Raw genomic sequence first — 22,620 nt, forward strand, 5'->3', positions numbered from 1 at the left:
TTCCTCTATTGTACGAGATCATCTCTTAAAAAGAAAAGCGGTTCCCCTTGAGGAGAACCACTTTCCATTATTCACTGATCTTGAATTTTTTAATTAAGTCACGCAATTCTTCCGCCATTTGGGAAAGCGTCGTCGAAGAAGAACTAATCTCTTCCATTGATGCCAGCTGTTCTTCTGCTGATGCTGCGATATCTTGAATACTTGCTGAACTCTCTCTCGATACATCTGCAATTTCATTCACTGCTTTAGAAATTTGCTCAGATCCTTTTGAAAGCTCACGAACTGTCGTATTCATTTCATTGATTCTTGTCGCAATTTCTGCCGTTTGCTGATTGATTTGTGAGAAGCTTTCTTTTGTTTGGTCTGTAATTGATAGACCATTTTTTACTTCTTCATTCACAGATTTGAACATATTTTGAGACGTTTCAATTTCAGAGACAATTTCTTTGACGAGTTTTTCAATCTCTTTTGCAGAATCTGATGATTGAACTGCCAGTTTACGGACTTCTTCTGCTACAACCGAGAAGCCTCTGCCTGACTCACCCGCACGTGCTGCTTCAATGGCTGCATTCAGAGCCAGTAAATTCGTTTGATCTGCTATACCGTTAATGACACCTAAAATGTTGGTGATATCTTTTGATTTATGCTCTAATCCGTTGATCACACTTTCAGCTTCTTTCACTGAATGATCAATCGTTTTCATTTGGCCAACTGTCTGTTCAACAAGCTGTCCACCTGTTTCTGCGACTGTTTTTGATTGAACCGATGATTCTGTAATGACATCAGATGTTTGTGCAACTTCATTTAGCCCTTCGTTCATTTGTTTCAAGTGGGCTGCACTTTGTTCCACCATTTCGCTTTGATTTTCGTTTCCATTCGAGAATGTTTCAATGGATGATGTTATATGTTCGGTTGCTTTTGTCGTTTGACCTGCACTTGCCGTCAATTCTTCAGACGATGACGCCACGTTCTCAACAGATGTCTGTACAGCTTGGATGACGTCTCTGAGTGACTCACTCATTTCATTAAAACTTGTACCGAGCTGACCAATTTCATCCTTTGATTTAACATCAATTTTTTCTGTTAAATCTCCTTCGCTAATCTTCTTAGAAGAGGAGACAAGCATGGAAAGTGGTTTTGTAATAGAACGGATGATAAAGAAGATGAGAATACCGCCAATGATGAGCGCACCAGCTAATATAATGGCCGCCATATTGAAGACTGGCTGCGCCGCTTCTTCTACTTCATTGACAAACATTGTACCGGCAATTTTCCAACCAGTCGCTTTGTTTGTTGTGAACTCCATTTGCTTTTCTTTCCCTTCAAACATATAACTCATTGAACCTTTGTCTTGTGTATAAAGCTTGTCTACCCAATCACCTGTTAATTTTGTTCCTGCTTTTTTCGTTGGATGTGCCACGTATGTTCGATCTGGGCTGCCGATAAAAGCATGACCTTCTTTACCAATATTGATACTATTAGACTCTTTTACTAGATTCGCAATGTCCAGGTTCATGGCAATAACACCAGAACCATCCTCTAGTTTTTTAGAAATCGTCACAACAAGCGTACCAGTTGATGCGGTTGGATATGGAGCGGAAACAGACAGCTCACCGTTTTTCGCCCAGCCATCTTTGTACCAATCGCGCTCAGTTGCGACATAATCAGCAGGCATTTTTTGATTTGGATATCTTGAGAACACTTTTCCATCACTTGAAGCAACAAAGATGCCTTCTGTGTCATCATTCATGCTCATGAACTGCTCAAAGCGTCCTTGAATATCAGTCGTTCCTTTTTGTCCCAGCTTTTTCTTCGTAATCCATTTGCTAAAGAAATCGGCTGCGTCTGTTTTTACTTTCACAACCTTCGTAATGTTTTTGTCCAGCTGTTCTACATTTTCCTTTGCACTTTGCATGATTTGATCATTTAAAGAGGTGCTCGCCGTATGATATGAAGAGAATGCCAATACGATAATTGGGCATAAAAGAATAAATAAGAAAGAGAAAACGAGCTTTTTTGATATAGATGGTTTTTTGAAATACTGTATGAAATTCATAAAAAAGAAAACTCCTTTTAGTAAGATAGTATATATATCGGAAGTACTACTAGGTTCTTTACTTTTTTAACTTATTAAAGTCTAAATAAGTCCAAAATACCCAAATTATGTGCAAATAACGGAAAAACCCCTGACGTCAAAACGTCAGGGGTTCCAGATTATTGACAAAGGGCTAAAATGAACTTTATTTTAGCCCTTTGTCTTCTTTTCAGCGTGATAGAAAACCTTTGCAGCCCTAGGAAGGACGAGTACTGGCGCGGAGCGAATTTGAATTCGTGAGCACCAGCACGCAGGACTGACACCGAATGCGAGGGTTTGTCTACACGCTGAAACACCTGGCGTCAAAACGTCAGGTGTTCCACTATGACTCTTATATTTTAAATTGTTTGATGAGCTCTCTCAGTTCTTCTGCCATTTGAGATAAAGTGGCGGAAGATGAGCTGATCTCTTCCATTGATGCCAGCTGTTCTTCTGCTGAAGCCGCAATATCTTGGAAACCTGCGGAACTTTCACGTGAAAGCTCTTTGATTTGATTGACTGCTTGTGAAATATCGTTTGAGCCATGAGAAAGTTCTTGGGCTGATCCGTTCATTTGTTTCATTTGTTCTGTCATTTCTGATGTCTTATGGGTGATTTTCTCAAAACTCACTTTCGTTTCATCTGTAATGTTTAATCCAGATTGAACTTCACCTGCTACTTGTCTAAACATCTTCTGCGACTTTTCAATTTCATCTACAATTTCGTTCGTTAGGCTTTCAATTTCTTTTGAAGAGCTGCCTGATTGCTCTGCCAGCTTGCGGACTTCTTCTGCGACCACAGAGAAGCCTCTTCCTGCCTCACCTGCACGCGCGGCTTCTATCGCTGCATTTAAAGCGAGGAGGTTCGTCTGATCTGCAATGCCGTTGATGACTCCAAGAATGCTTGTAATGTCCTTAGATTTCTGTTCTAGCCCTGCAATCACAAGCTCTGCTTCTTTCACTGCTTGTTCAATCGTTTGCATTTGACCTGCTGTTTTTTGAACGAGCTCTCCACCAGCCTGAGCGGTTTTGCTAGACTCGATAGATGATTCCATCATGTGAGAAGTCGTGTTGACCATATGTGATAAACTGCGATCCATGTCGTTTAGCTGGACAGAGCTTTTTTCAATCATCTCATTTTGATGTTCAGTGCTGTTTGAGAACTGTTCAATAGATGAGGTAATATGCTCAGTTGCTTGGGCTGTCTGTCCTGCGCTAGCCGTTAATTCTTCAGATGAGGCAGCAACATTTTCAATTGAATTCTGGACGGCTTGAATGACTTGTTTCAGCTTTGCCGACATATCGTTAAAGCTCTGTGCAAGTTTGCCGATTTCATCATGTGTGCGCACCTCAATATGCTGGGTAAGATCCCCCTGACTGATTTTCTCAGCCGATTCAGAGAGCTCTATGAGTGGTTTTCGGATCGATTTAATAATAAAATAAATCGCGATTCCACCGATGACAATCGCAGCAGCTAGGATGATCATGGTTAAGTCAAGCACTGGCTGTGCAGCTTCCTTCACTTCGTTGACATACATGGTCCCCGCGAGCTTCCAGCCTGTCGCTTCATTTGTGTCATAAAACATTTGCTTCGGCTGTCCGTTGAATTCATATTCGAAACTGCCTTTTTTATTGTGATACATTTTTTCGATGAAATCGCCTGTCAGTTTCGTCCCGGCCTTTTCCGTTTTATGAGCAATGTAACGTTGGTCTGAGGTAGCAACAAACGCATAACCTTCTTGACCAATTTTGATGCTGTTTGTGTCTTTCACAATTGTGTTCAATCGTACATTTATGCCGATAACACCAGAACCATCTGCTAACTGTTCTGATATTGTGATGAGCAGGTCATCTGATGACTTGTCTGTAAAAGGATCTGAAATGATGAGTTTGTCATCTCCCATTGATTGTTGAAACCATGGTTCATTTTTTGCGCTTTTGGCACTGCCTTTATGAATCTCGGAATATTCAGTTAGTTTACCATTCTGATCTGCAACAAATACTTCTACGACATCGTCGTCTGTTTCCGATAGTTGCTCTAATTTCACCTTAAGTAAATCCTTATTTTTAGAGGCCAGTTCCTTTTTTTTCACCGATTTAGATAAATATGAAACAATATCAATTTTAGGCTGTACATCTTTATTGATCAGTTCATTTAATTGATTCACACCATTTGCAGCGCTAGACATAATTTCATCATTGAGAGACTTAGACGCCACTTCATAGGAAAATGCGGCCAACACAAGAATGGGCACTAGGAGAATCGCTAAGAATGCAGTAATTAATTTCTTTGACATCGTAAAGTGCTTAAAAAAGTTGATTTTTTTCATGACTCTACTCCTTTTGGTTTATGATTTAGGATCATCCCCCTCTATTCTTAGGTAATACGGATTATTTTTCAAGGTGTAATGTTCAAAAAACCACCAAAATAAGCATATTTACCTATTTCTTTCGATTTATTCACTTCAAAAAAAGAACCCCCGAGCTGGAGGTTCTTTTCATTTGGTTTATTCGACTTTAAATTTGCTAATCAAATCACGTAATTCTTCTGCCATTGAAGAAAGGGTGGCAGAGGATGAGCTGATCTCTTCCATTGATGCCAGCTGTTCTTCAGCTGAAGCGGCAATGTCTTGAATATTGGCGGAGCTTTCACGTGATACGTCTGCAATCTCACGGACAGCCTCAGAAACATGTGCAGATCCTTTTGACAACTGGACAACTGTTCGATTCATTGTTTGGAGCTGATCTGAGATTTCTTTGGTCATGTCGAAAATATTGTGGAAGCTGACTTTCGTTTGTTCAGTAAAGCTTAAGCCTGATTGAACTTCTTGATTTACTGCTGTGAATACTTCTTGTGATACATCAATATCTTGAACGATTTCTTTGATTAAGTTTTCAATTTCTTTCGCTGAGTTGGCAGATTGAACAGCAAGTTTTCTTACTTCTTCTGCTACAACGGAGAAACCTCGACCAGATTCTCCAGCTCTTGCTGCCTCAATTGCTGCATTCAGCGCAAGTAAATTCGTTTGATCTGCGATGCCATTAATGACACCAAGAATCTGGGTAATATCTTTTGATTTGCTTTCTAGCGCACTGATGACATTCTCTGCTTTTTTCACTGATTGATCAATCACGTTCATTTGAGAAGCGGTTTTTTCTACTAGCTGTCCGCCTTCTCCTGCAATCTCTGTTGATTTGATGGATGAAGCGGTAATCGATTCAGCCGATTCATTCATGTGCTGAAGGCCTCTGTTCATTTCTTCTAACTCTTCTGAGCTTGATTCCACTTTATCATTCTGGCTTTCGTTACCAGTAGAGAATTGTTCAATGGCTAATGTAATATGCTCTGTTGCTTTACTTGTTTGTCCTGCGCTTGCGGTCAGTTCTTCTGATGAAGAAGCGACATTTTCAACGGAGGTTTGGACGGCACCAATGAGGGATCTTAATGAGTCAATCATCGTATTAAAGCCTTTACCAACTTGTCCTATTTCATCATCTGATTGAATCTGAAGTTTATCACGTAAATCACCATCGCTGACCTTTTTCGAGAAACGGGCCAGATTGGATAATCTATTTGAAATAGAGCGGACAATAAAGAAGATGAGGGTTCCTGCTACAATCAGTGTCACACTGAACACAATAATGGCTGTATTGAAAACGGGTTTAGCTGCATCCTCTACTTCTGATACGAGCATCGTGCCGCCGATTTTCCAGCCGGTTAGTTCATTGGTAACATAAGCTACCTTTTTATCTGTTCCATTGAGTGTATAGCTGCCGTTTCCTTGTTTGTTTTTAAAAATAATGTTCGCCAAATTCTCATTGACTTTGCTTCCTGGCTTTTGGGTTGGATCTGCTAACACAGTTTTATCCTTCTCCATGATGAAAGCATATCCTTTTTGACCTATTTTGATTTCTTTTAGCTTTTGAATGAGGCTGTCAATTTCCATATCAAGACCAATCACCCCTGAGCCATCTTTCGTTTTTTGGGCAATGGTGATGACCATTTTACCTGTAGATGCTGCGACATATGGCTTCGTGATGACTTGTTTACCATCAGCACTCATGGCCTCTTGATACCATGGACGCTCTCGCGGGTCATAGCCTTCAGGCATTTTTTGAACTGGGTATTGCATGAACAAACCCTTTTCTGAACCTGCATAAATGGCTGAGACATCTTTTTCATTAATTTTTCCATATTGCTGCAATTCTTTAATGGTAGCTTTTCTATTTTTTTCTTGAAGATTAACCGCTTTGAGATCATCTGTAAACAGAGTCACAGCCTCTGCCTTGTTCCCAATATTCTCATCGATTAAGGTATCAAATGCATTGACCTGACTCATTGCACTGCCCATAATCTGCTTGTCTAACTCTGTTTTTGATGTGAAAAATGCACTGATTGTGAGTGCGACGGTTGGCAGTATGAGGACTACCAAAAAGGCAATAACTAATTTTTTAGAAATGGATGGTTTTTTGAACCATTGGATCATTTTTCCCATTTTCTCTTTCCCCCTTTACTTCTCTAAAGTTATTATCGGATGAAAGGTTTATTTTTAGAGGGCTGGAAATGACGTTTAAAAATAAAAAAAATACCCAGACAATTCTGGATATTTTTTCATCGTTTTTTAATCAATTTTAAATTGACTTGTCAGCTCTTTTAGTTCCTCAGCCATATTGGCAAGTGTGACAGAAGAGGACGAAATTTCTTCCATAGATGCCAATTGTTCTTCAGCAGATGCCGCAATATCTTGAATGTTCGCCGCACTTTCTCTTGAAACTTGACGCATCTCTTGCATGGCTTGTGATACAAGTTTTGACCCGCTTGATAGGTCAACCGCTGTATCATTTAATTGAGTGAGCTTTTTCGACATACCTTCTGCCGCCTCATAGATGTTTTGGAAGCTTTCTTTTGCTTCTTCTGTCATCCCAAGTCCTGCATTTACTTCTCGGTTAACAGCTTTGAACATCTCTTGAGATTTGGAAATTTCCAACACAATTTCTTGGATCAGCTTTTCAATTTCTTTCGCTGAATCTGCAGATTGGACCGCTAGTTTTCTGACTTCCTCTGCTACGACAGAGAAACCGCGCCCTGATTCACCTGCTCTTGCTGCTTCTATGGCTGCATTGAGTGCAAGTAAATTCGTTTGATCTGCGATGCCATTAATGACATTTAAAATGCTCGTAATATCTTTAGATTTGTATTCTAATTCTTTCATGACTTGTTCGGCTTCTTGTACAGATGTATCGATATGTTTCATTTGATTCGCTGTGCTTTCAACGATACGTCCGCCTTGTCCAGCCGCTTCTGTCGATTGAATGGAGACAGCAGTCACTTCTGATGAAGTTTGTGACATACCTTGTAATCCTTCATTCATTGCGACAAGCTGATTCGTGCTAGATTCGACTTTCTCATTTTGTGCTTCATTCCCATTTGAGAATTGTTCAATCGACATGGTGATATGCTCTGTCGCCTGACTTGTTTGGCTGGCACTAGCAGTCAGCTCTTCTGAAGCTGAAGCTACATTGTCGACAGATTGCTGGACCGCTCGGATAACTTCACGCAAAGATTCACTCATCTTACTAAAGCTTCTTGTGAGGTCTCCTATTTCATCCTTCGATTTGGTTTCGAGGGTTTCCGTTAGATCCCCTTCACTCACCTTTTCTGAGAAATCAACAAGCCTTCTAAGTCCAATTGTGATGGAGCGAACGATAAAGAAGATCGCAATACCGCCAAGGATAAAAGAAGAAATTAAAAGAATAATGGCAGAATTCCAAACTGGCTGTGCTGCTTCTTCTGTTTCTGATACAAACATCGTTCCAGCAATTTTCCAACCTGTTAAATCATTTGTTACAAAAACGAGACGTTTTTGCTCTCCTTTATTCTCATAAGTTGATGTTCCTTCTTTGCTGCTGTAAAGGATTGATGAAATATTTTCAGTCACTGCAGATCCTGATTTTTCTTCTGGATGAGCGACAATCTGTTTATTTTTATTCGCAATAATTGGATATCCTTCTCGTCCAATTTTAATATCTTTGATTTTATCGACGATATCCTGAACATCAATATCAATCCCAATGGCTCCCGATCCGTCCTTCAGACGCTGAGCGATTGTGACAACCATGCCGTTTGTTGTGGCAGAGATGTATGGATTGGTGACCACAGGTTCACCTTTTTCGTCCTGCATCGCCGCTTTATACCAATCACGAGTTGTTGGATCATAGCCTTTTGGCATGTCTACTTTAGGGAACTGAATAAAGTCACGATTTTTACTTGCTGCATAAAATCCAACCACATCGTCTTCATTGATTTTACTGTATATCTCAAAATGCTCATACAGTTCGTCCTGGTTTTTCTTTTTAAAGTCTGCAGCACTGGATGTTTCGGTAAACAGTTTGACTGCGTTCTCCTTATTCAAAAGCTTTTGCTCGATCATGTCATTCAGCTCATTGACTCTTGCGTTTGCTCCGTACATGATTTCATGATCTAATTCTTCTTTGGCAATCTGATATGAAATCGTACTGAGTGTAATGATAGGCAAGACGAGAACAAGTGTGAATGAAATAATCAGCCTTTTAGAAATCGATGGTTTTTTCAACCATTTTATGATACTTTTCATGTTTTTCCTCCTTTTAAACGTTATGTTTTATATCGGACAGCTTCATATTATTTTCATGTTTTTCAAATAAAAAGGATGTCTTTTTGTTTATTTCCACAAATTGATTCCTTACCCAAGCATCCCGCATACGCTAATACAAAAGGGGGCGCTTTTCATATGATTATCCTTTCAGGACAGCCAGTGACAAATGAGCAGCTGGCATCGTTTCAGCTAGAAGGACAAAAGCGGATCATTTTGATGCAGTTACAAGCCTCAAATGATACGTTCCGTTATAGGCAGGCATCTGATTTGTTATTTGAGGTGACTTTAAGATCGAATATCATGAATGCAGCAAGAGATTTGAATAAGAGCGGTGCCTCATTTGCTATCTTTCAAAGGTCCCGTGCGAATGACGCCTATTGGCGTGTATCAGAGGCCGGAGCGTTAGAACTGCGCTATCAAGTCGAGCCATCTACGGGGATTAAAGACATCTTTGAAAATGGCTCAAAATATGCCTTTGAATGTGCCACAGCGATTGTCATTGTGTTTTATATGGGAGTCTTGCAAACGGTAGGAGACGAGAAGTTCAATCGAAGACTTAGAAGTTTAACACTGTATGACTGGCACTATGATACATTGTCCATTTATACAGAGCGCGGAAATGATTTTATTTATGGGGATTGCCTATATTTCGAGAATCCAGAGTTTAGCTATCAACAGTCTCAATGGCGCGGAGAAAATGTGATTTACTTAGGGGAAGATCAATATTATGGGCATGGGCTTGGGATCTTAACAGCTGCAGAGATTATCGATAAATTAAATGCCAGAAGACGGCCAGGGGCGGTTCAGTCCGCTTATTTACTGCCGCAGACTACTAGGATGGATGTTATTTATCTCAGGCAAATGTTTGGCAGCTAAAAAAGGCCTCTTGTCTATAGGTTATGACAAGGGGCCTTTGTATGCCTTGCGTTTTCGGTAATCATGGAGCGTGCCAAGCATTGCGTTTGCTAGGATTTCCATTTCTTCTAGATCGTTTCTTGTGACTGGAGGGTCGTGCTGATTCCATTTCACATAACGAACGAAATAGTAATGACGAATGGGGGTAAGAACGGCAGGGGAGTGCGGAAAATCATCAAATAGAAATTCAATTTGTCCTTTTTTCCGATATGAATGTTTTAAGATTTCCATCCTGTCACACCACCCATCATCAAATTATATCTGCGTGAGTTCATGCATGATCTCTTCAACGGTTAAAATGGAATGAATACGGCCAACCCCCTGACCTGCCCAAAGAGCCATTTGTTCTGGGTTTCCTGCAGCAGCTGCCGCTTTTCGCATCGGTGTTGTCCATACATGCTGTATAGGATAGGGAAGAACCCGGTCTTCATTTCGTCTTTCTTCCTCCATCCACTGATTGACAATACCTCTGGCCTTTTTTCCAGAGAAAAGCCGTGTCATCGCTGTTTCACTGCCTTCTGCCTGTAACAGCGCCTTTTTGTACACATCTGCCGCAGCACTTTCTTGACTCGCTAAAAATCGTGTCCCTATTTGAACCACATCTGCTCCAAGTGCTAGTGCAGCTTTCATAGTGGTCCTGTCTGTGATACCTCCAGCGGCAATCAATGGGATATGACAGACAGACCTGACATCACTGATCAGGCAGAAAAGTCCCTGCAGAGCATCTCCCTTTGAATGTAAAAAGGTGCCTCGGTGCCCTCCTGCTTCGCTTCCTTGCAGAACAATGGCATCCATGCCTTTTTCTTCTAAAAGCAGTGCTTCTTTTTTTGTTGTAGCTGTTCCGATGAGAAAGATCCCCTTTTGTTTCAGGTGATGAATGGTTTGTTCGTTTGGACAGGCAAATGTAAACGACACAGCTGGGACTTCTTCTTCTTGAAGAATGTTGATTTTTTGTTCATAGTCCTTCCATAATTCTTCTTCGCTAGGGATTATCTGTGCTTCTGGTATGACAGGCAGCCGATCTGTCCAAAATGATACATCTTCTGTTTTCGTTTCTGAAATGGGTTCAGGGACAAACACATTCACTTGAAATGGACGAGATGTCAGCTGTTTGACCTGTCTGATTTGCTGCCTCATCTTTTCAGGCTGTACATAACCACTTGCTAAGCTGCCGAGACCCCCATATTGTGAAACAGCGGCGACAAGCTGCGGCGTCACCGCTCCTCCTGCCATTGGTGCTTGAATGATGCCATGTTCAATTTGAAGTAACGCTGTGAATTCTCCCATCTTCTCCCCCGCCCTTACTCGTTAGATGACACCTGTACATAAAAGTGACGATGTCTCGGTCCGTCAAACTCACAAAAATAGATTCCCTGCCACGTTCCAAGCACAAGATCACCATGATGGACAAGAACGTGCTGAGATGCTCCCATATAACTAGCTTTCATATGCGCTGCTGTATTGCCTTCCATATGACGATCTTTTGAATGTTCCCACGGAAAGACTTCGTCAAGCCGGCGCAGCATATCACGTTTGACGTCTGGGTCGGCATTTTCATTAATGGTGATTCCAGCCGTCGTATGTGGACAATAGACCATAACCGTTCCGTTTTGAATCCCAGTTTCCCGGACATATTGCTGAACTTCATGGGTAATGTCTATCATGTCATCGTGTTTGTCTGTTTGTACGTTGATTTTTTTCATTTCACTGGCTCCTTTTGATCATGTCTATAAAACCATACCCTTTTTATGTGAAACCAATCACTGCCGGTTGGCAGAAACAAATCTTCTTACCTAAAGTTTACCAAGCAAAAAAACCTCGTCAATAGCTCCGAGGTTTTTAGGAAAAGTGAACCTTTTTTACTTCTATGGTTCGAATATGATGATCTTCTGCATCGACAATTTTAAATTCACAGCCTTCTGCTTCAATGATATCTCCAATGTCAAAATCAATTTTATGCGTCATCATCCAGCCGGCAATTGTATCAACATCATCATTTTCAATCGCTAAATCCAATAAATCATTTACTTCATCGATCAAGGCTTTCCCATCCATGACATAGTGGAAGTCACCTTTTTTCACAATATGCGGGGTTTCATCTTGATCATATTCATCTCGAATCTCGCCCACAATTTCTTCTAATATGTCTTCAACTGTGACGAGACCTGCTGTTCCGCCGTATTCATCTACAAGCACCGACATATGAATCCGTTCCTTTTGCATCAAAATCAACAGTTCTTGAATCGGTGTACTTTCAATGACACGAATGACAGGGCGCATTAAGTCTTCAATGGACACCTCTTGATTGAGAAAACTTGCTTTAAATACGTCTTTGCTATTGATCACACCAATGACATGATCTTTGTCTTCTTTAATGACAGGATAACGTGTATACCTTTCGTTCAGCATATAATGCGTCACGTCTTCCAGGCTCTGTTCAATTTCAATGGCAGAGATTTCTGTGCGCGGGATCATGATCTCTCTCGCCACTCGGTTATCAAATTCAAATATTTTATTGACATATTTGTATTCAGATTGGTTGATCTCGCCCTTTTCGTAGCTTTCAGACAGGATGAGACGCAATTCTTCCTCACTGATCGCCACTTCATGTTCTTTGACAGAATGAAAACCAAATAATTTCACAATGCCTCGTGCAGCCCCATTTAATGCTTTAATAAACGGGTACATGACTTTATAGAAAAAAATAAGAGGTTTTGCCGTCACAAGACTGACGGCTTCTGCCTTTTGAATGGCAATCGTTTTGGGAGCAAGTTCCCCAACGACAACATGCAAAAACGTAATGATCACAAAGGCAATGATAAACGATATGATGTCTGTCAAAGCGGAATGAAGCCCTGCCTTTTCAAAAAGCGGATGCAGGAAATGTTCCACTGTTGGCTCCCCTAACCACCCTAAGCCTAATGCCGTGATGGTAATGCCAAGCTGACAGGCAGATAAATATTCATCAAGGTTGGTTGTCAGTTTTTGAACATGAATGGCTCTCTTATCACCGCTTTCAATCAGCTGATTGATTTTTGAACCTCTAATTTTCACAATCGCAAATTCAGTGACAACAAAAAATGCTGTCGCAGCAATGAGTAATAGGACTAAAAATACGTTTAAAATATACAAAAAAACCCTTACCTAACACGGGTAAGGGCTCACCTCCTCTGGCGTCAATTAATCATTACGGCCATTTAGGAAGATCATTACAAAACGGAGCAATTCAAACAGGGAGACAAGGGCCGCTGCTACGTACGTAAGAGCTGCGGCATTTAACACCTTGTTCACGCCTCTTTCTTCACTGCTTCTAATGATTCCTTCTGAAACAATGATATTCTTTGCACGAGAACTTGCGTTAAACTCAACAGGCAATGTCACTAGCTGAAAGAACACAGCAGCTGAGAACAGAACGATCCCAAGCCCGATTAAGTTAAGGCTGCCGAGCAATAATCCACCTAGGAAAAGAAGCGGGGCAACACCAGATGCAAAGTTCACGACAGGGAAGATCTTATGTCTCAAGACAAGCGCACCATAGGATTCCTGATGCTGCAAGGCATGTCCAACCTCGTGTGATGCGACTGAAATGGCCGAAATGGAATGGCCATAATACACTGGTTCAGATAAACGAACCACACGCTGCGTCGGGTCGTAATGATCAGTCAAAGTTCCTCTTACCGGTTCAACGGGTACATCGTATAACCCGTTGCGATCTAAAATATATCGAGCGGTTTCAGCACCTGTTTTCATACTGGCAGCTTCAACCTTTGAATACTTTTCAAAATTATTCTTTACTTTAAATTGTGCCCAAAAAGACAATCCCAATGCGGCAAATGTTAAAAAATAAAAAAACAGCATGCTCATCAGCTTCCTTTTTATTTTATATATTTATTTACAATTTTAATGACTTTTATGTAACGTGTACAGCAAAAAGCACTAGGTCTTTTTAAGGGGAATCACTACACCAATGAAAAAGAAGAACATTCCGATGCATGCTGTATAAAATGTCACCGTTCCATATAGGTCTTGAAAAAAACGAAGCCACGAAAAATCATTCATAAAATGGTTCACCGCATTTAAATCAAACACGAGTAAAATCACCGCAGATGATAAAAAGTGTGCGCCGATAAAAAGAAGTACGGTCTTTTGAACAAACGACATTCGCATTCCCTCCTTCTTCTCTCTTATTTTAAGATATGGGTTCTGTTTCAATACATGACGATGATGAAAAATTGTTTCCTAATCGGGCATACTGACATTAGCAGTCTCCCTGAAAGGACGAGTTCGATGAAATCAAACCGTATCTTCATTGCCTGGCTAAGATGGCCTCTTTATGTTCGCATTGCGATCATCATCTGTTTCTTGCTTCTCTTTTTTGGACAATTAATCGTCATACTTGAACCAAAGCAGTATCATACGATCTTTGATGGGATCTGGTGGGCTCTCATTACAGTCGCGACGGTAGGCTATGGTGATTTTGTGCCGCAAACCATGCCTGGGCAAGTAGCAGGGATGGCGCTTATTTTGATCGGCGCCAGCTTTGTCACTGCATATTTTGCCACGCTTGCTGCCGCTGTATTTAGCAAACAGCACCATTATGTAGAGGGGAAGGTGGCTTTCAAGGGGAAGGGACATCTCATCATTGTCGGCTGGAATGAGAAAACGAACAAACTGCTTCAATCGTTTCAAACCATTGATCCCGCCATGCCGATTGTACTCATTGATGATTCCTTAAAGGAAGGACCTCTTTTAGAGAATGTCCATTTTATTAAAGGCCATGGTACAGAGGATGCCACACTTCGCAGAGCAAATATTATGAGTGCTGATACATTGATGATTACCGCAGACCAGCATGAAAATGAAGTGACGGCTGATATGCAGAGTGTCTTAACCTTGCTTGCCGCAAAAGGATTAAATCCTTCGTTATATTGTTTAATTGAAATTTTAACCGATCGCTATGTGAAAAATGCTGAGCGGGCTGGAGCCAATCAAGTCATCCATACTTCTGATGCCGTGAATCATTTAATGGTGGAGCATTTTCTTTTAAAAGAACAGCTCATGGCGTTAAAAATAAAAAGAAACATGACCCTCCATAAACAGATCACTATCATTCCAGTACCAGCTTCATTAGCTGGAGAGACATTCTTAACGGCACTTCATCACTTTCTAGAGCACCATGTGATCATTGTAGGCGTACAAAAAAAAGAAGGACCCATGATGAATCCTCCTTTTGGATATGAGCTTCATCCAGAGGATGAGCTGATCAGCTTTTAAAGCAGTGCATCTTCTAATTCTTTGACGAGTGAAAAGCCAATTTCAGCGTAAGCCTTTGACACATCCCCGTCTTTCTCTTTCGGTTCTTGGAATTGGTTAAAAGATGCCCCTACATTTCCAACCATCGCATGGTCATCTAATTTATCTTGATAGACATGCTTTAAGAGAAATGGATGTCCCATTTTCACCACAACGCCTGGCTGATCCAGCTGTCCTTTCTCGGCTGTAAACGGAACTCTGAGAAAGGTATAGCCGTCACGGTTGTCAATTTTATAATCAAAATATCCATGATCATAATCCCAATTCCCATTAATGACATATCCGAGCGGCTTCATGTTTTCTTCTAAATGGTACAGTGAAAAGCTTTCACCAGTCAGCCTAGATGGTACATGAATCATACAGAACCCTCCTTTTTGTATAGGGTTCGTTAAAGAGAGGAATTCATACATTTGCCTTTCGTGATTTGCACATCGTTTGTAAAAGCAGCATCAAATAAGCTTTGGCTGGATGATGCATTTGTCTCGTTCACACTGCCCGCTCCTGATGTTTCTTTCGTAGCACTCATTGGACAAATCCGCCCAACATTCCCAAAGTTAACGATGGCCTGCCCGGAAATGTCATGGATATAAATATGATTTGTTCTCATCGCTTCATCAACCTCCTCCATTGATTATTCTATGTACAGAGCTTAGGGAGGCTTGCACTGACACCATGAGAACATAAAAAAAGGCACACCTTATGAAAAGATGTGCCTTAGCGTGTAGACAAACCCTCGCATTCGTTGTCAGTCCTGCGCACTGGTGCTCACGAATGTCAAATTCGCTCCGCTCCAGTACTCGTCCTTCCTAGACTTCAAAGGTTTTCTATCACGCTAAAAAGAAGACAAAGGGCTAAAATACAGTTCATTTTAGCCCTTTGTCAACAATCTGGGGCACACCTTATGCAAAGATGTGCCTTTTATTCTTATGATTGTTTGAGACGGCTCTCAAGTTCTGCCTTTTTCTCTTCGAAGCCCGGTTTTCCTAATAAAGCAAACATGTTCACTTTATACGCTTCTACTCCAGGCTGGTCGAATGGATTGACGCCTAGTAAATACCCAGACATCGCACATGCTTTTTCAAAGAAGTACACGAGATATCCGAATGTATAAGCATCCATTTCAGGAATTGTCACAATCAGGTTCGGTACTTTTCCATCCGTATGAGCAAGCATTGTGCCTTCAAATGCTTTTTTATTGACGAAATCAACCGTTTTTCCTGCAAGATAGTTTAACCCATCAAGGTCTTGTTCTTCTATTTCGATGACAAGTTCATGTCGTGGCTTGTCTACATTCACGATGGTTTCAAACAAGTCTCTTCTTCCTTCTTGTACATATTGACCAAGTGAATGAAGATCCGTTGAGAAGTTGGCAGATGAAGGATAGATTCCTTTTTCATCTTTCCCTTCACTTTCGCCGAATAACTGCTTCCACCACTCCGCAAAGTACTGTAAGCCTGGCTCATAGTTAATCAGCATTTCAATTGTCCGTCCTTTATTGTAAAGAACATTACGGACAACCGCATATTGATAAGCCGCATTTTCTGAGAGCTCAGATGAAGCGAAGTCTTCACTTGCTTTGGCAGCACCTTCCATCATTTGATCAATGTCTGCACCGCTTACAGCGATTGGCAATAGACCAACTGCTGTTAAGACGGAATAGCGTCCGCCAACGTCATCAGGGATGATAAATGATTCATAGCCTTCTTCAGTTGCTAATGTTTTGAGTGCCCCGCGTGCCTTGTCAGTTGTTGCATAGATGCGTTTTTTCGCTTCTTCAGCACCATATTTTTCGATAAGGAGCTTTTTAAAGATACGGAACGCAACGGCTGGCTCTGTTGTTGTACCAGATTTTGAAATCACATTAATGGAGAAATCGGCATCTTCTAGCAGATCCATTACATCTGTTAAATAAGAAGAACTGATGTTGTTTCCAATAAAGATGATTTGCGGTGTTTTGCGTTTGCCTTTTGGCAAACTATTATAGAAAGAATGGTTTAAAAACTCAATGGCCGCACGTGCGCCAAGATAAGAACCACCAATTCCAACAACGAGTAATACATCAGAATCAGATTTAATCTTTTCTGCACTTTTTTTAATGCGGGCAAATTCTTCGCGATCATATTGCTTCGGTAAGTCAACCCAGCCTAAATAATCACTGCCAGTACCCGTTTGTTCATGAATATTATGATGGGCCACCTTCACAAAATCTTTTAAATATGTAAGCTCATGTTCTTGAAAGAAAGGTAACGCTTTCGAGTAGTCAAATTGAATATGTGTCATCGCTTGTAAGCCCTCCATTACGTTAGTTCTGTCCCTTTCACTTTAGCGGAACTAGCTATTGAAATCAAGTGATCGTCATTGGTGCAGCAAAAAGCCGCTCCTCATGAAGAGAAGCGGCCATCCAAATTATAGAGAAGCTTTCAAAATCGCTAAAATGTCATCACGGCCAAGTTTCATAAAGTTACCAAAACCACCATATTCCATTTCTTTTGCTGCGATGTCAGCAATTTTGTCCAGTTGATCTTCACCAATATCATAATCCGCTAAACGGCTCGGTGCACCGAGGCTTGTCCAGAAGGCTGACAGCTTGTCGATTCCTTCTAATGCGATGTCACGATCCGATTTTCCTTCTGTCTCAATGTCAAACATGTTCAACATGAGGTTTTTAAAACGTTCGACATTATGATCAAGTGTATGACGCATCCAGTTTGGGAAGAGGATCGCAAGTCCACCTGCATGCGGAATGTCATAGACTGCTGATACTGCATGCTCAATCGTATGTGATGCCCAGTCGCCAAAATAGCCCATTTGCAGCGTGCCATTTAAAGCAATTGTTCCTGCATAAAGGATGGTTTCACGGTGCTCATAGTTTTGTAAGTCTTCAAGTAGTTTTGGTGCTGTCTCAATGACTGTTTGAAGAACAGCAAAACACATCCGATCTTGTAGAGGCGTGTTTTTGACGTTATGGAAGTATTGTTCAAATACATGGCTCATCATATCAACCATGCCATACACCGTTTGATTCTCTGGCACAGAATATGTGTGCTCAGGATCTAAAATTGAAAAAGCAGGGTGCGTGACTGAACTGCCCCACACGTACTTTTCATTTGTTTCCCAGTTCGTGATCACAGAATCCGGGTTCATTTCTGAGCCTGTCGCTGCAAGTGTCAATACTGTGCCAAATGGCAGTGCTTTTTGAGCGGTCGTTTTCTTTGAAATAATATCCCAAACATTCCCGTCATATTCAGCTCCAGCTGCAATGGCTTTTGTACAGTCGATGACACTTCCCCCACCAACTGCTAATAAGAAATCAATGTTCTCATTTTGGCAAATGTCGATCCCTTTTTGCACTGTAGTGAGACGAGGGTTCGGTTCAACTCCTGACAGTTCAAATACGTCAGCCTCTGCTTCATTTAAAGCGCTGATGACCTTATCATAAAGACCATTTTTCTTAATACTGCCTCCACCATATACAAGAAGCACTCGCTTTCCATAACGAGCGAGTTCGCTTTTTAGTCCGTCTAGTTGTCCTTTTCCAAACATCAATTTCGTTGGATTATAGTAAATAAAGTTTTCCATCTGTTCTACATCTCCTTAAAACATTTATATCCAAAAACATGAAAGACTACTGTAACATATGTACATGCAGAACTCAAAAAAGATAACTGCTTAAAAGCAGCTATCTTTTCCATGTTCGATTATAAAGAAGCGTTTAAAATAGCTAGAACATCTTCTTTGTTCAGCTTTTTAAATTGGCCAAATTCACCACGTGCCATTGCACGGTCTGCAATCAGATCAATTTTCTCATCGTTGATGTCATAGTCAGCTAAACGATTTGGTGCGCCTAGACTTGTCCAGAAAGCAGAAAGTTTTTCGATTCCTTCTAAGCCAACTTCTTCGTCTGTTTTGCCCGCAGGGTCTACATCGAATACACGCACTGCTAATTGCTTGAAGCGACCTGGGTTTTCTTGAATGACATGCTTCATCCAGTTCGGGAACAAGATCGCAAGACCGCCTGCATGCGGGATGTCATACACAGCGGATACCGCATGCTCAATATTGTGAGATGCCCAGTCTCCGCGTGCACCCATTGAAAGCATTCCATTCAGTGCAATGGTGCCTGTGAATAAAATCGTTTCACGAAGCTCATAGTTTTCCAAATCATTGATCAGCTTCGGTGCTGTTTCAATGACCGTACGAAGAAGTCCTTCACACATACGATCTTGGTAAGGTGTATTCTCCGTGTGATGGAAATATTGTTCAAATACGTGAGACATCATGTCGACCATGCCATAAATCGTATGGTTTTTTGGCACAGTAAATGTATTGACTGGGTCAAGAATAGAGAATTTAGGGAAGACAGCTGGACTGCCCCATCCGTATTTCTCATTTGTTTCCCAGTTTGTGATGACGGAACCAGAGTTCATTTCAGAACCTGTCGCGGCAAGTGTTAATACTGTACCAAATGGGATGGCTTCCATTGGGACATGCTTACGAGTGACGATATCCCAAGCATCTCCATCGTATTTCGCACCAGCTGCGATCGCTTTTGTTGCGTCAATCACGCTACCGCCGCCGACTGCCAATATAAAGTCAATTTGGTTCTCTTTGCAAAGCTCAACCCCTTTTCTGACCGTTGTTAAGCGCGGGTTTGGCTCAACACCAGCAAGCTCAGTAATTGCAGCTCCTGATTCTTTTAAGATGCTGACAACTTGGTCATAAAGGCCATTTCGTTTAATGCTGCCTCCACCATATACAAGCAATACGTTTTTTCCGTAGTGTTTTAGTTCATCTGAAAGGGCTGATACTTCTCCCTTTCCAAAAATTAATTTCGTTGGGTTCCAATAAGTAAATCGATCCATGTGATCTCCTCCTCGCGCTACATTATGCGCCTCTTTCATTCCAAAAGTAAAGTAATTTGCTTTCATCCATTTTCTTACGCATAGTTTGGCTAAAAATCTGCAAAATATAAATGTATTGATACTGTAGCGAAAGGAGGAATCACGATGAGTGCTATTCAGCGTATTGCCCTCGTGCTCACGATTATCGGTGCTATTAACTGGGGACTAATCGGCTTTTTTCAATTTGACTTAGTAGCAGCGATCTTTGGCGGTCAAGGTGCTGCATTATCACGTATTATTTATGGTCTTGTTGGAATTGCAGGTCTTGTCAATCTTGGTCTGTTGTTCAAACCTAGTGAAGAAGCTGTCCGCCGTGACGAGCCAAATCCAGAGGTCCGCTAATGAAAAAGACATAAAAAAAGACTGCCTATGAGGCAGCCTAAGGCACCGTTTGAAGCGGTGCTTTTTTTATTTCTTGATAAGGTCTTTACGGTTAGATTGCTCAATCCACTCTTCAAGTTTATCTTTCAGTGTATTGAAACCTTGTGGTGCAGCAGCTTCTTCTTTCGCTTGCTGTGGTCTTTGTTTCTTTGGCTTGCTTTCTTTTCTTTCTGGTGCATCTTGTGTCGCACGGATAGAAAGGCTGATTTTACCTGCATTTTCATCAACAGAAAGAACTTTTACTTGTACTTCGTCACCAATTGAAAGGTGCTCGTTGATGTCTTTTACAAAGCCATGTGTTACTTCAGAAATATGCACAAGTCCTTGAGTTTCTTCATCTAATGCAACAAACGCACCATACGCTTGTAATCCTGTTACTTTACCAGTGTAAACACTGCCTACTTCAAACTTTGTCGCCATGATAACAACTCCTAAATAAATGTTTTAATATTCGTTTATACGCAATTAAAAACTATATCACAGAACGCTCTTTTACGCAAAATATTTTTTAATTGGGTTTAGATCAGTTTAAAAGGGGGAATACCTGAAAACAAGAATGCTTTCTAGTATTCCCCCCTAATTTGAGAGGCATGAGTCCAGATGGATTGATGCCTTTTTTTATTTTAAGATAGCAGGTGCTTCTTCTTTCACTTGTCTATTCTGTAAAAAACGCTGGATTCTTGAAAGTGATTCTTGCAAGTGATCGAGTGACGACGCATATGAACAACGAATATGGCCTTCACCACTTGGACCGAATACATTTCCAGGGACAACCGCTACTTTCTCGCTAAGCAGCAGCTCCTCAGCAAATTGTTCTGAAGTCATGCCTGTGCTTTTAATGGACGGGAAAGCGTAAAACGCTCCGTTTGGCTGGTGGCAAGTGAGTCCAAGTTCATTAAGAGAGCCGACAAACAAATTACGGCGCCTTCTGTAGCTTTTCTTCATTTTCTCCACATCTTCAAGTCCATTTTTTAATGCTTCTTCTGCGGCATATTGTGCCATAGCTGGTGCACACATCATAGAATATTGATGTATTTTCAGCATGGCATCACGGAGGACTGGCGGTGCTGCCACATAGCCTAAGCGCCAGCCTGTCATAGCGAACCCTTTGGAAAAACCGGAAATCAAAATCGTTCTTTCCTTCATATCTTGAATCGCCGCCACACTCGTAAAAGCTTCATCGTACGTCAGCTCTGCATAAATCTCATCCGTGATGATTAAAAGATCATGCTCCTTTGCAAACTGAGCAATATCTTCAAGCTCTTCTTTCGAGTAAACAGACCCTGTTGGGTTTGATGGAGAGCATAGCAAGATGGCTTTTGTTTTCGGCGTCAGCTTCGTACGAAGATCAGCAGAATCGGCTTTAAAATCTTTTTCAGCCGATGTACTTAAATAAACCGGTACACCGCCCGCAAGTGTCGTCAGAGCCCCATATGCGACGAAACAAGGCTCTGGGATGATTACTTCGTCCCCATTGTTTAAAATGGCGCGAAAGGCCAAATCAAGCGCCTGGCTGCCGCCAACGGTAATAATGAGTTCTTCTTCAGGACTGTACTCAATGTGAAACCGCTTATATAAATAATGGCTCAATTCTTTTCGCAAAGAGAGCAGCCCAGCATTTGCTGTATAAGAGGTCAGTCCTTGCTCTAAAGACATAATACTGGCTTCTCTCACATTCCAAGCTGTCACGAAATCCGGTTCGCCGACCCCGAGGGAGATAACCCCTTCCATTGTGGCTGCCAAATCAAAGAATTTCCGAATACCTGACGGCTGAATGCTTTGTACCGTTTCAGATAAATAAGACTTTTTCATTTAAGGAGACACCACGATTCTTTTGTCATCGTCCCCTGTTTCAAAGACTTTCCCATCATGCTTATATCTTTTCAAAATAAAGTGGGTAGTGGTTGAAACAACAGAATCAAGTGTCGATAATTTTTCAGATACGAAGCGGGCGATATCAGACATGGATCTTCCTCTGATCACAACAGATAAATCATACACGCCTGACATTAAATACACGGACTCCACTTCTTGGAACCTGTAAATGCGTTCAGCAATTTCATCAAAACCGACGCCTCTTTTTGGGGTCACTTTCACATCAATCATCGCTGTAACGCCTTCGTGTCCGTCTACTTTTCGCCAGTCAATCATGGTCGAATAATCAATAATGACTTTTTGATCTTCCAGCTTTTGAATAATGGCTTCTGCTTCTTCTGATGTCACACCTGCCATTTTTGCAATTGTATTTAAATCGGCGCGGCTGTTTTCATCTAAAATCTCTAATATTTCAGTTTCTTTTTCGGTTAGTTTCATTGATTTCACACCTCTGATTGTAAAAAGCTAGTTTTAAAAAATCTTCTGAACATTATAGCACGTTTTTCCCATTATGCTAAGCAGGGAAA

Annotated in this window: 21 protein-coding genes; 3 read left to right on the forward strand and 18 right to left on the reverse strand. The window is 41.2% G+C overall.

Going from position 1 to position 22,620, the window contains the following annotated elements; translation table 11 throughout:
- Positions 1-67 precede the first annotated feature (67 nt).
- The 4 genes from MHH31_RS14485 to MHH31_RS14500 all read right to left on the reverse strand — a co-directional run bounded on the left by MHH31_RS14485 (position 68) and on the right by MHH31_RS14500 (position 8,687).
- A complete protein-coding gene (locus MHH31_RS14485) occupies positions 68-2,056 on the reverse strand; it encodes a methyl-accepting chemotaxis protein (protein WP_007500550.1) in 1,989 nt (662 codons plus the stop codon).
- Positions 2,057-2,426: 370 nt separating this feature from the next.
- Positions 2,427-4,403: a methyl-accepting chemotaxis protein gene (locus MHH31_RS14490; protein WP_268430793.1), complete on the reverse strand. Its 1,977-nt coding sequence runs from the start codon at positions 4,401-4,403 to the stop codon at positions 2,427-2,429.
- 177 nt (positions 4,404-4,580) lie between these two features.
- Positions 4,581-6,569: a methyl-accepting chemotaxis protein gene (locus MHH31_RS14495; protein WP_274660895.1), complete on the reverse strand. Its 1,989-nt coding sequence runs from the start codon at positions 6,567-6,569 to the stop codon at positions 4,581-4,583.
- 126 nt (positions 6,570-6,695) lie between these two features.
- A complete protein-coding gene (locus MHH31_RS14500; RefSeq protein WP_024719706.1) occupies positions 6,696-8,687 on the reverse strand; it encodes a methyl-accepting chemotaxis protein in 1,992 nt (663 codons plus the stop codon).
- Between the two features lie 156 nt (positions 8,688-8,843).
- On the opposite strand from MHH31_RS14500, the gene MHH31_RS14505 reads away from it, so the two are divergent.
- Entirely contained in the window at positions 8,844-9,584 is a 741-nt protein-coding gene (locus tag MHH31_RS14505; RefSeq protein ID WP_008345763.1) for a protein-glutamine gamma-glutamyltransferase, read from the forward strand.
- A 21-nt stretch (positions 9,585-9,605) separates the two neighbouring features.
- Here the strand turns inward: MHH31_RS14505 and MHH31_RS14510 are convergent, their stop codons facing one another.
- The 6 genes from MHH31_RS14510 to MHH31_RS14535 all read right to left on the reverse strand — a co-directional run bounded on the left by MHH31_RS14510 (position 9,606) and on the right by MHH31_RS14535 (position 13,784).
- The gene (locus MHH31_RS14510; RefSeq protein ID WP_041091815.1) at positions 9,606-9,854 is read right to left on the reverse strand and encodes a hypothetical protein; all 249 of its coding nucleotides are present in this window, start codon (positions 9,852-9,854) and stop codon (positions 9,606-9,608) included.
- 24 nt (positions 9,855-9,878) lie between these two features.
- The gene (locus tag MHH31_RS14515) at positions 9,879-10,910 is read right to left on the reverse strand and encodes a nitronate monooxygenase (RefSeq protein ID WP_342494934.1); all 1,032 of its coding nucleotides are present in this window, start codon (positions 10,908-10,910) and stop codon (positions 9,879-9,881) included.
- A gap of 14 nt (positions 10,911-10,924) precedes the next feature.
- Positions 10,925-11,326: a secondary thiamine-phosphate synthase enzyme YjbQ gene (locus tag MHH31_RS14520; RefSeq protein WP_025207889.1), complete on the reverse strand. Its 402-nt coding sequence runs from the start codon at positions 11,324-11,326 to the stop codon at positions 10,925-10,927.
- 136 nt (positions 11,327-11,462) lie between these two features.
- A complete protein-coding gene (locus tag MHH31_RS14525; RefSeq protein ID WP_024719710.1) occupies positions 11,463-12,755 on the reverse strand; it encodes a hemolysin family protein in 1,293 nt (430 codons plus the stop codon).
- Positions 12,756-12,803: 48 nt separating this feature from the next.
- Complete coding sequence (locus MHH31_RS14530) at positions 12,804-13,478, reverse strand: zinc metallopeptidase (RefSeq protein WP_024719711.1); 675 nt, start codon at positions 13,476-13,478, stop codon at positions 12,804-12,806.
- Positions 13,479-13,559: 81 nt separating this feature from the next.
- Positions 13,560-13,784 carry a hypothetical protein gene (locus MHH31_RS14535; protein WP_008345775.1) on the reverse strand — a complete coding sequence of 75 codons (225 nt, stop codon included), beginning with the start codon at positions 13,782-13,784 and terminating at the stop codon, positions 13,560-13,562.
- 126 nt (positions 13,785-13,910) lie between these two features.
- On the opposite strand from MHH31_RS14535, the gene MHH31_RS14540 reads away from it, so the two are divergent.
- Positions 13,911-14,897 (forward strand): potassium channel family protein, encoded by a 987-nt coding sequence (locus MHH31_RS14540; protein WP_041091818.1) that lies wholly within the window; start codon positions 13,911-13,913, stop codon positions 14,895-14,897.
- On the opposite strand, the gene MHH31_RS14545 is transcribed toward MHH31_RS14540, so the two are convergent.
- The 5 genes from MHH31_RS14545 to MHH31_RS14565 form a co-directional block, all read right to left on the reverse strand.
- On the reverse strand, positions 14,894-15,295 hold the full coding sequence (locus tag MHH31_RS14545) for a YugN-like family protein (protein WP_008345780.1): 402 nt from the start codon (positions 15,293-15,295) through the stop codon (positions 14,894-14,896). The genes MHH31_RS14540 and MHH31_RS14545 overlap by 4 nt on opposite strands.
- Before the next feature lie 29 nt (positions 15,296-15,324).
- Entirely contained in the window at positions 15,325-15,543 is a 219-nt protein-coding gene (locus tag MHH31_RS14550) for a spore germination protein (protein ID WP_342494935.1), read from the reverse strand.
- Between the two features lie 317 nt (positions 15,544-15,860).
- Entirely contained in the window at positions 15,861-17,216 is a 1,356-nt protein-coding gene (locus tag MHH31_RS14555; protein ID WP_342494936.1) for a glucose-6-phosphate isomerase, read from the reverse strand.
- A 126-nt stretch (positions 17,217-17,342) separates the two neighbouring features.
- Entirely contained in the window at positions 17,343-18,515 is a 1,173-nt protein-coding gene (locus MHH31_RS14560; protein ID WP_008345787.1) for an iron-containing alcohol dehydrogenase, read from the reverse strand.
- Between the two features lie 119 nt (positions 18,516-18,634).
- Complete coding sequence (locus MHH31_RS14565) at positions 18,635-19,798, reverse strand: iron-containing alcohol dehydrogenase (RefSeq protein WP_017358962.1); 1,164 nt, start codon at positions 19,796-19,798, stop codon at positions 18,635-18,637.
- A gap of 144 nt (positions 19,799-19,942) precedes the next feature.
- Between MHH31_RS14565 and MHH31_RS14570 the strand changes: the two genes are divergently transcribed.
- Entirely contained in the window at positions 19,943-20,179 is a 237-nt protein-coding gene (locus MHH31_RS14570) for a DUF378 domain-containing protein (protein ID WP_008345792.1), read from the forward strand.
- Positions 20,180-20,245: 66 nt separating this feature from the next.
- Here MHH31_RS14570 and yugI read toward each other — a convergent pair whose 3' ends face one another.
- The 3 genes from yugI to MHH31_RS14585 form a co-directional block, all read right to left on the reverse strand.
- Entirely contained in the window at positions 20,246-20,638 is a 393-nt protein-coding gene (yugI, locus tag MHH31_RS14575; protein ID WP_024719717.1) for a S1 domain-containing post-transcriptional regulator GSP13, read from the reverse strand.
- A gap of 198 nt (positions 20,639-20,836) precedes the next feature.
- Positions 20,837-22,030 carry an aminotransferase gene (locus tag MHH31_RS14580; RefSeq protein ID WP_039169726.1) on the reverse strand — a complete coding sequence of 398 codons (1,194 nt, stop codon included), beginning with the start codon at positions 22,028-22,030 and terminating at the stop codon, positions 20,837-20,839.
- The gene (locus MHH31_RS14585) at positions 22,031-22,531 is read right to left on the reverse strand and encodes an Lrp/AsnC family transcriptional regulator (protein ID WP_007500517.1); all 501 of its coding nucleotides are present in this window, start codon (positions 22,529-22,531) and stop codon (positions 22,031-22,033) included.
- Between the last annotated feature and the right edge of the window lie 89 nt (positions 22,532-22,620).

This window comes from Bacillus sp. FSL K6-1033, assembly GCF_038630765.1.
Taxonomy (GTDB): Bacteria; Bacillota; Bacilli; order Bacillales; family Bacillaceae; genus Bacillus; species Bacillus altitudinis.

Excerpts from the sequence above, each read along its gene's own strand:
- MHH31_RS14485 (WP_007500550.1), bottom strand. The coding sequence starts at position 2,056 with ATGAATTTCATACAGTATTTCAAAAAACCATCTATATCAAAAAAGCTC.
- MHH31_RS14490 (WP_268430793.1), bottom strand. The coding sequence starts at position 4,403 with ATGAAAAAAATCAACTTTTTTAAGCACTTTACGATGTCAAAGAAATTA.
- MHH31_RS14495 (WP_274660895.1), bottom strand. The coding sequence starts at position 6,569 with ATGGGAAAAATGATCCAATGGTTCAAAAAACCATCCATTTCTAAAAAA.
- MHH31_RS14500 (WP_024719706.1), bottom strand. The coding sequence starts at position 8,687 with ATGAAAAGTATCATAAAATGGTTGAAAAAACCATCGATTTCTAAAAGG.
- MHH31_RS14505 (WP_008345763.1), top strand. The coding sequence starts at position 8,844 with ATGATTATCCTTTCAGGACAGCCAGTGACAAATGAGCAGCTGGCATCG.
- MHH31_RS14510 (WP_041091815.1), bottom strand. The coding sequence starts at position 9,854 with ATGGAAATCTTAAAACATTCATATCGGAAAAAAGGACAAATTGAATTT.
- MHH31_RS14515 (WP_342494934.1), bottom strand. The coding sequence starts at position 10,910 with ATGGGAGAATTCACAGCGTTACTTCAAATTGAACATGGCATCATTCAA.
- MHH31_RS14520 (WP_025207889.1), bottom strand. The coding sequence starts at position 11,326 with ATGAAAAAAATCAACGTACAAACAGACAAACACGATGACATGATAGAC.
- MHH31_RS14535 (WP_008345775.1), bottom strand. The coding sequence starts at position 13,784 with ATGTCGTTTGTTCAAAAGACCGTACTTCTTTTTATCGGCGCACACTTT.
- MHH31_RS14540 (WP_041091818.1), top strand. The coding sequence starts at position 13,911 with ATGAAATCAAACCGTATCTTCATTGCCTGGCTAAGATGGCCTCTTTAT.
- MHH31_RS14545 (WP_008345780.1), bottom strand. The coding sequence starts at position 15,295 with ATGATTCATGTACCATCTAGGCTGACTGGTGAAAGCTTTTCACTGTAC.
- MHH31_RS14550 (WP_342494935.1), bottom strand. The coding sequence starts at position 15,543 with ATGAGAACAAATCATATTTATATCCATGACATTTCCGGGCAGGCCATC.
- MHH31_RS14555 (WP_342494936.1), bottom strand. The coding sequence starts at position 17,216 with ATGACACATATTCAATTTGACTACTCGAAAGCGTTACCTTTCTTTCAA.
- MHH31_RS14560 (WP_008345787.1), bottom strand. The coding sequence starts at position 18,515 with ATGGAAAACTTTATTTACTATAATCCAACGAAATTGATGTTTGGAAAA.
- MHH31_RS14565 (WP_017358962.1), bottom strand. The coding sequence starts at position 19,798 with ATGGATCGATTTACTTATTGGAACCCAACGAAATTAATTTTTGGAAAG.
- MHH31_RS14570 (WP_008345792.1), top strand. The coding sequence starts at position 19,943 with ATGAGTGCTATTCAGCGTATTGCCCTCGTGCTCACGATTATCGGTGCT.
- yugI (WP_024719717.1), bottom strand. The coding sequence starts at position 20,638 with ATGGCGACAAAGTTTGAAGTAGGCAGTGTTTACACTGGTAAAGTAACA.
- MHH31_RS14580 (WP_039169726.1), bottom strand. The coding sequence starts at position 22,030 with ATGAAAAAGTCTTATTTATCTGAAACGGTACAAAGCATTCAGCCGTCA.
- MHH31_RS14585 (WP_007500517.1), bottom strand. The coding sequence starts at position 22,531 with ATGAAACTAACCGAAAAAGAAACTGAAATATTAGAGATTTTAGATGAA.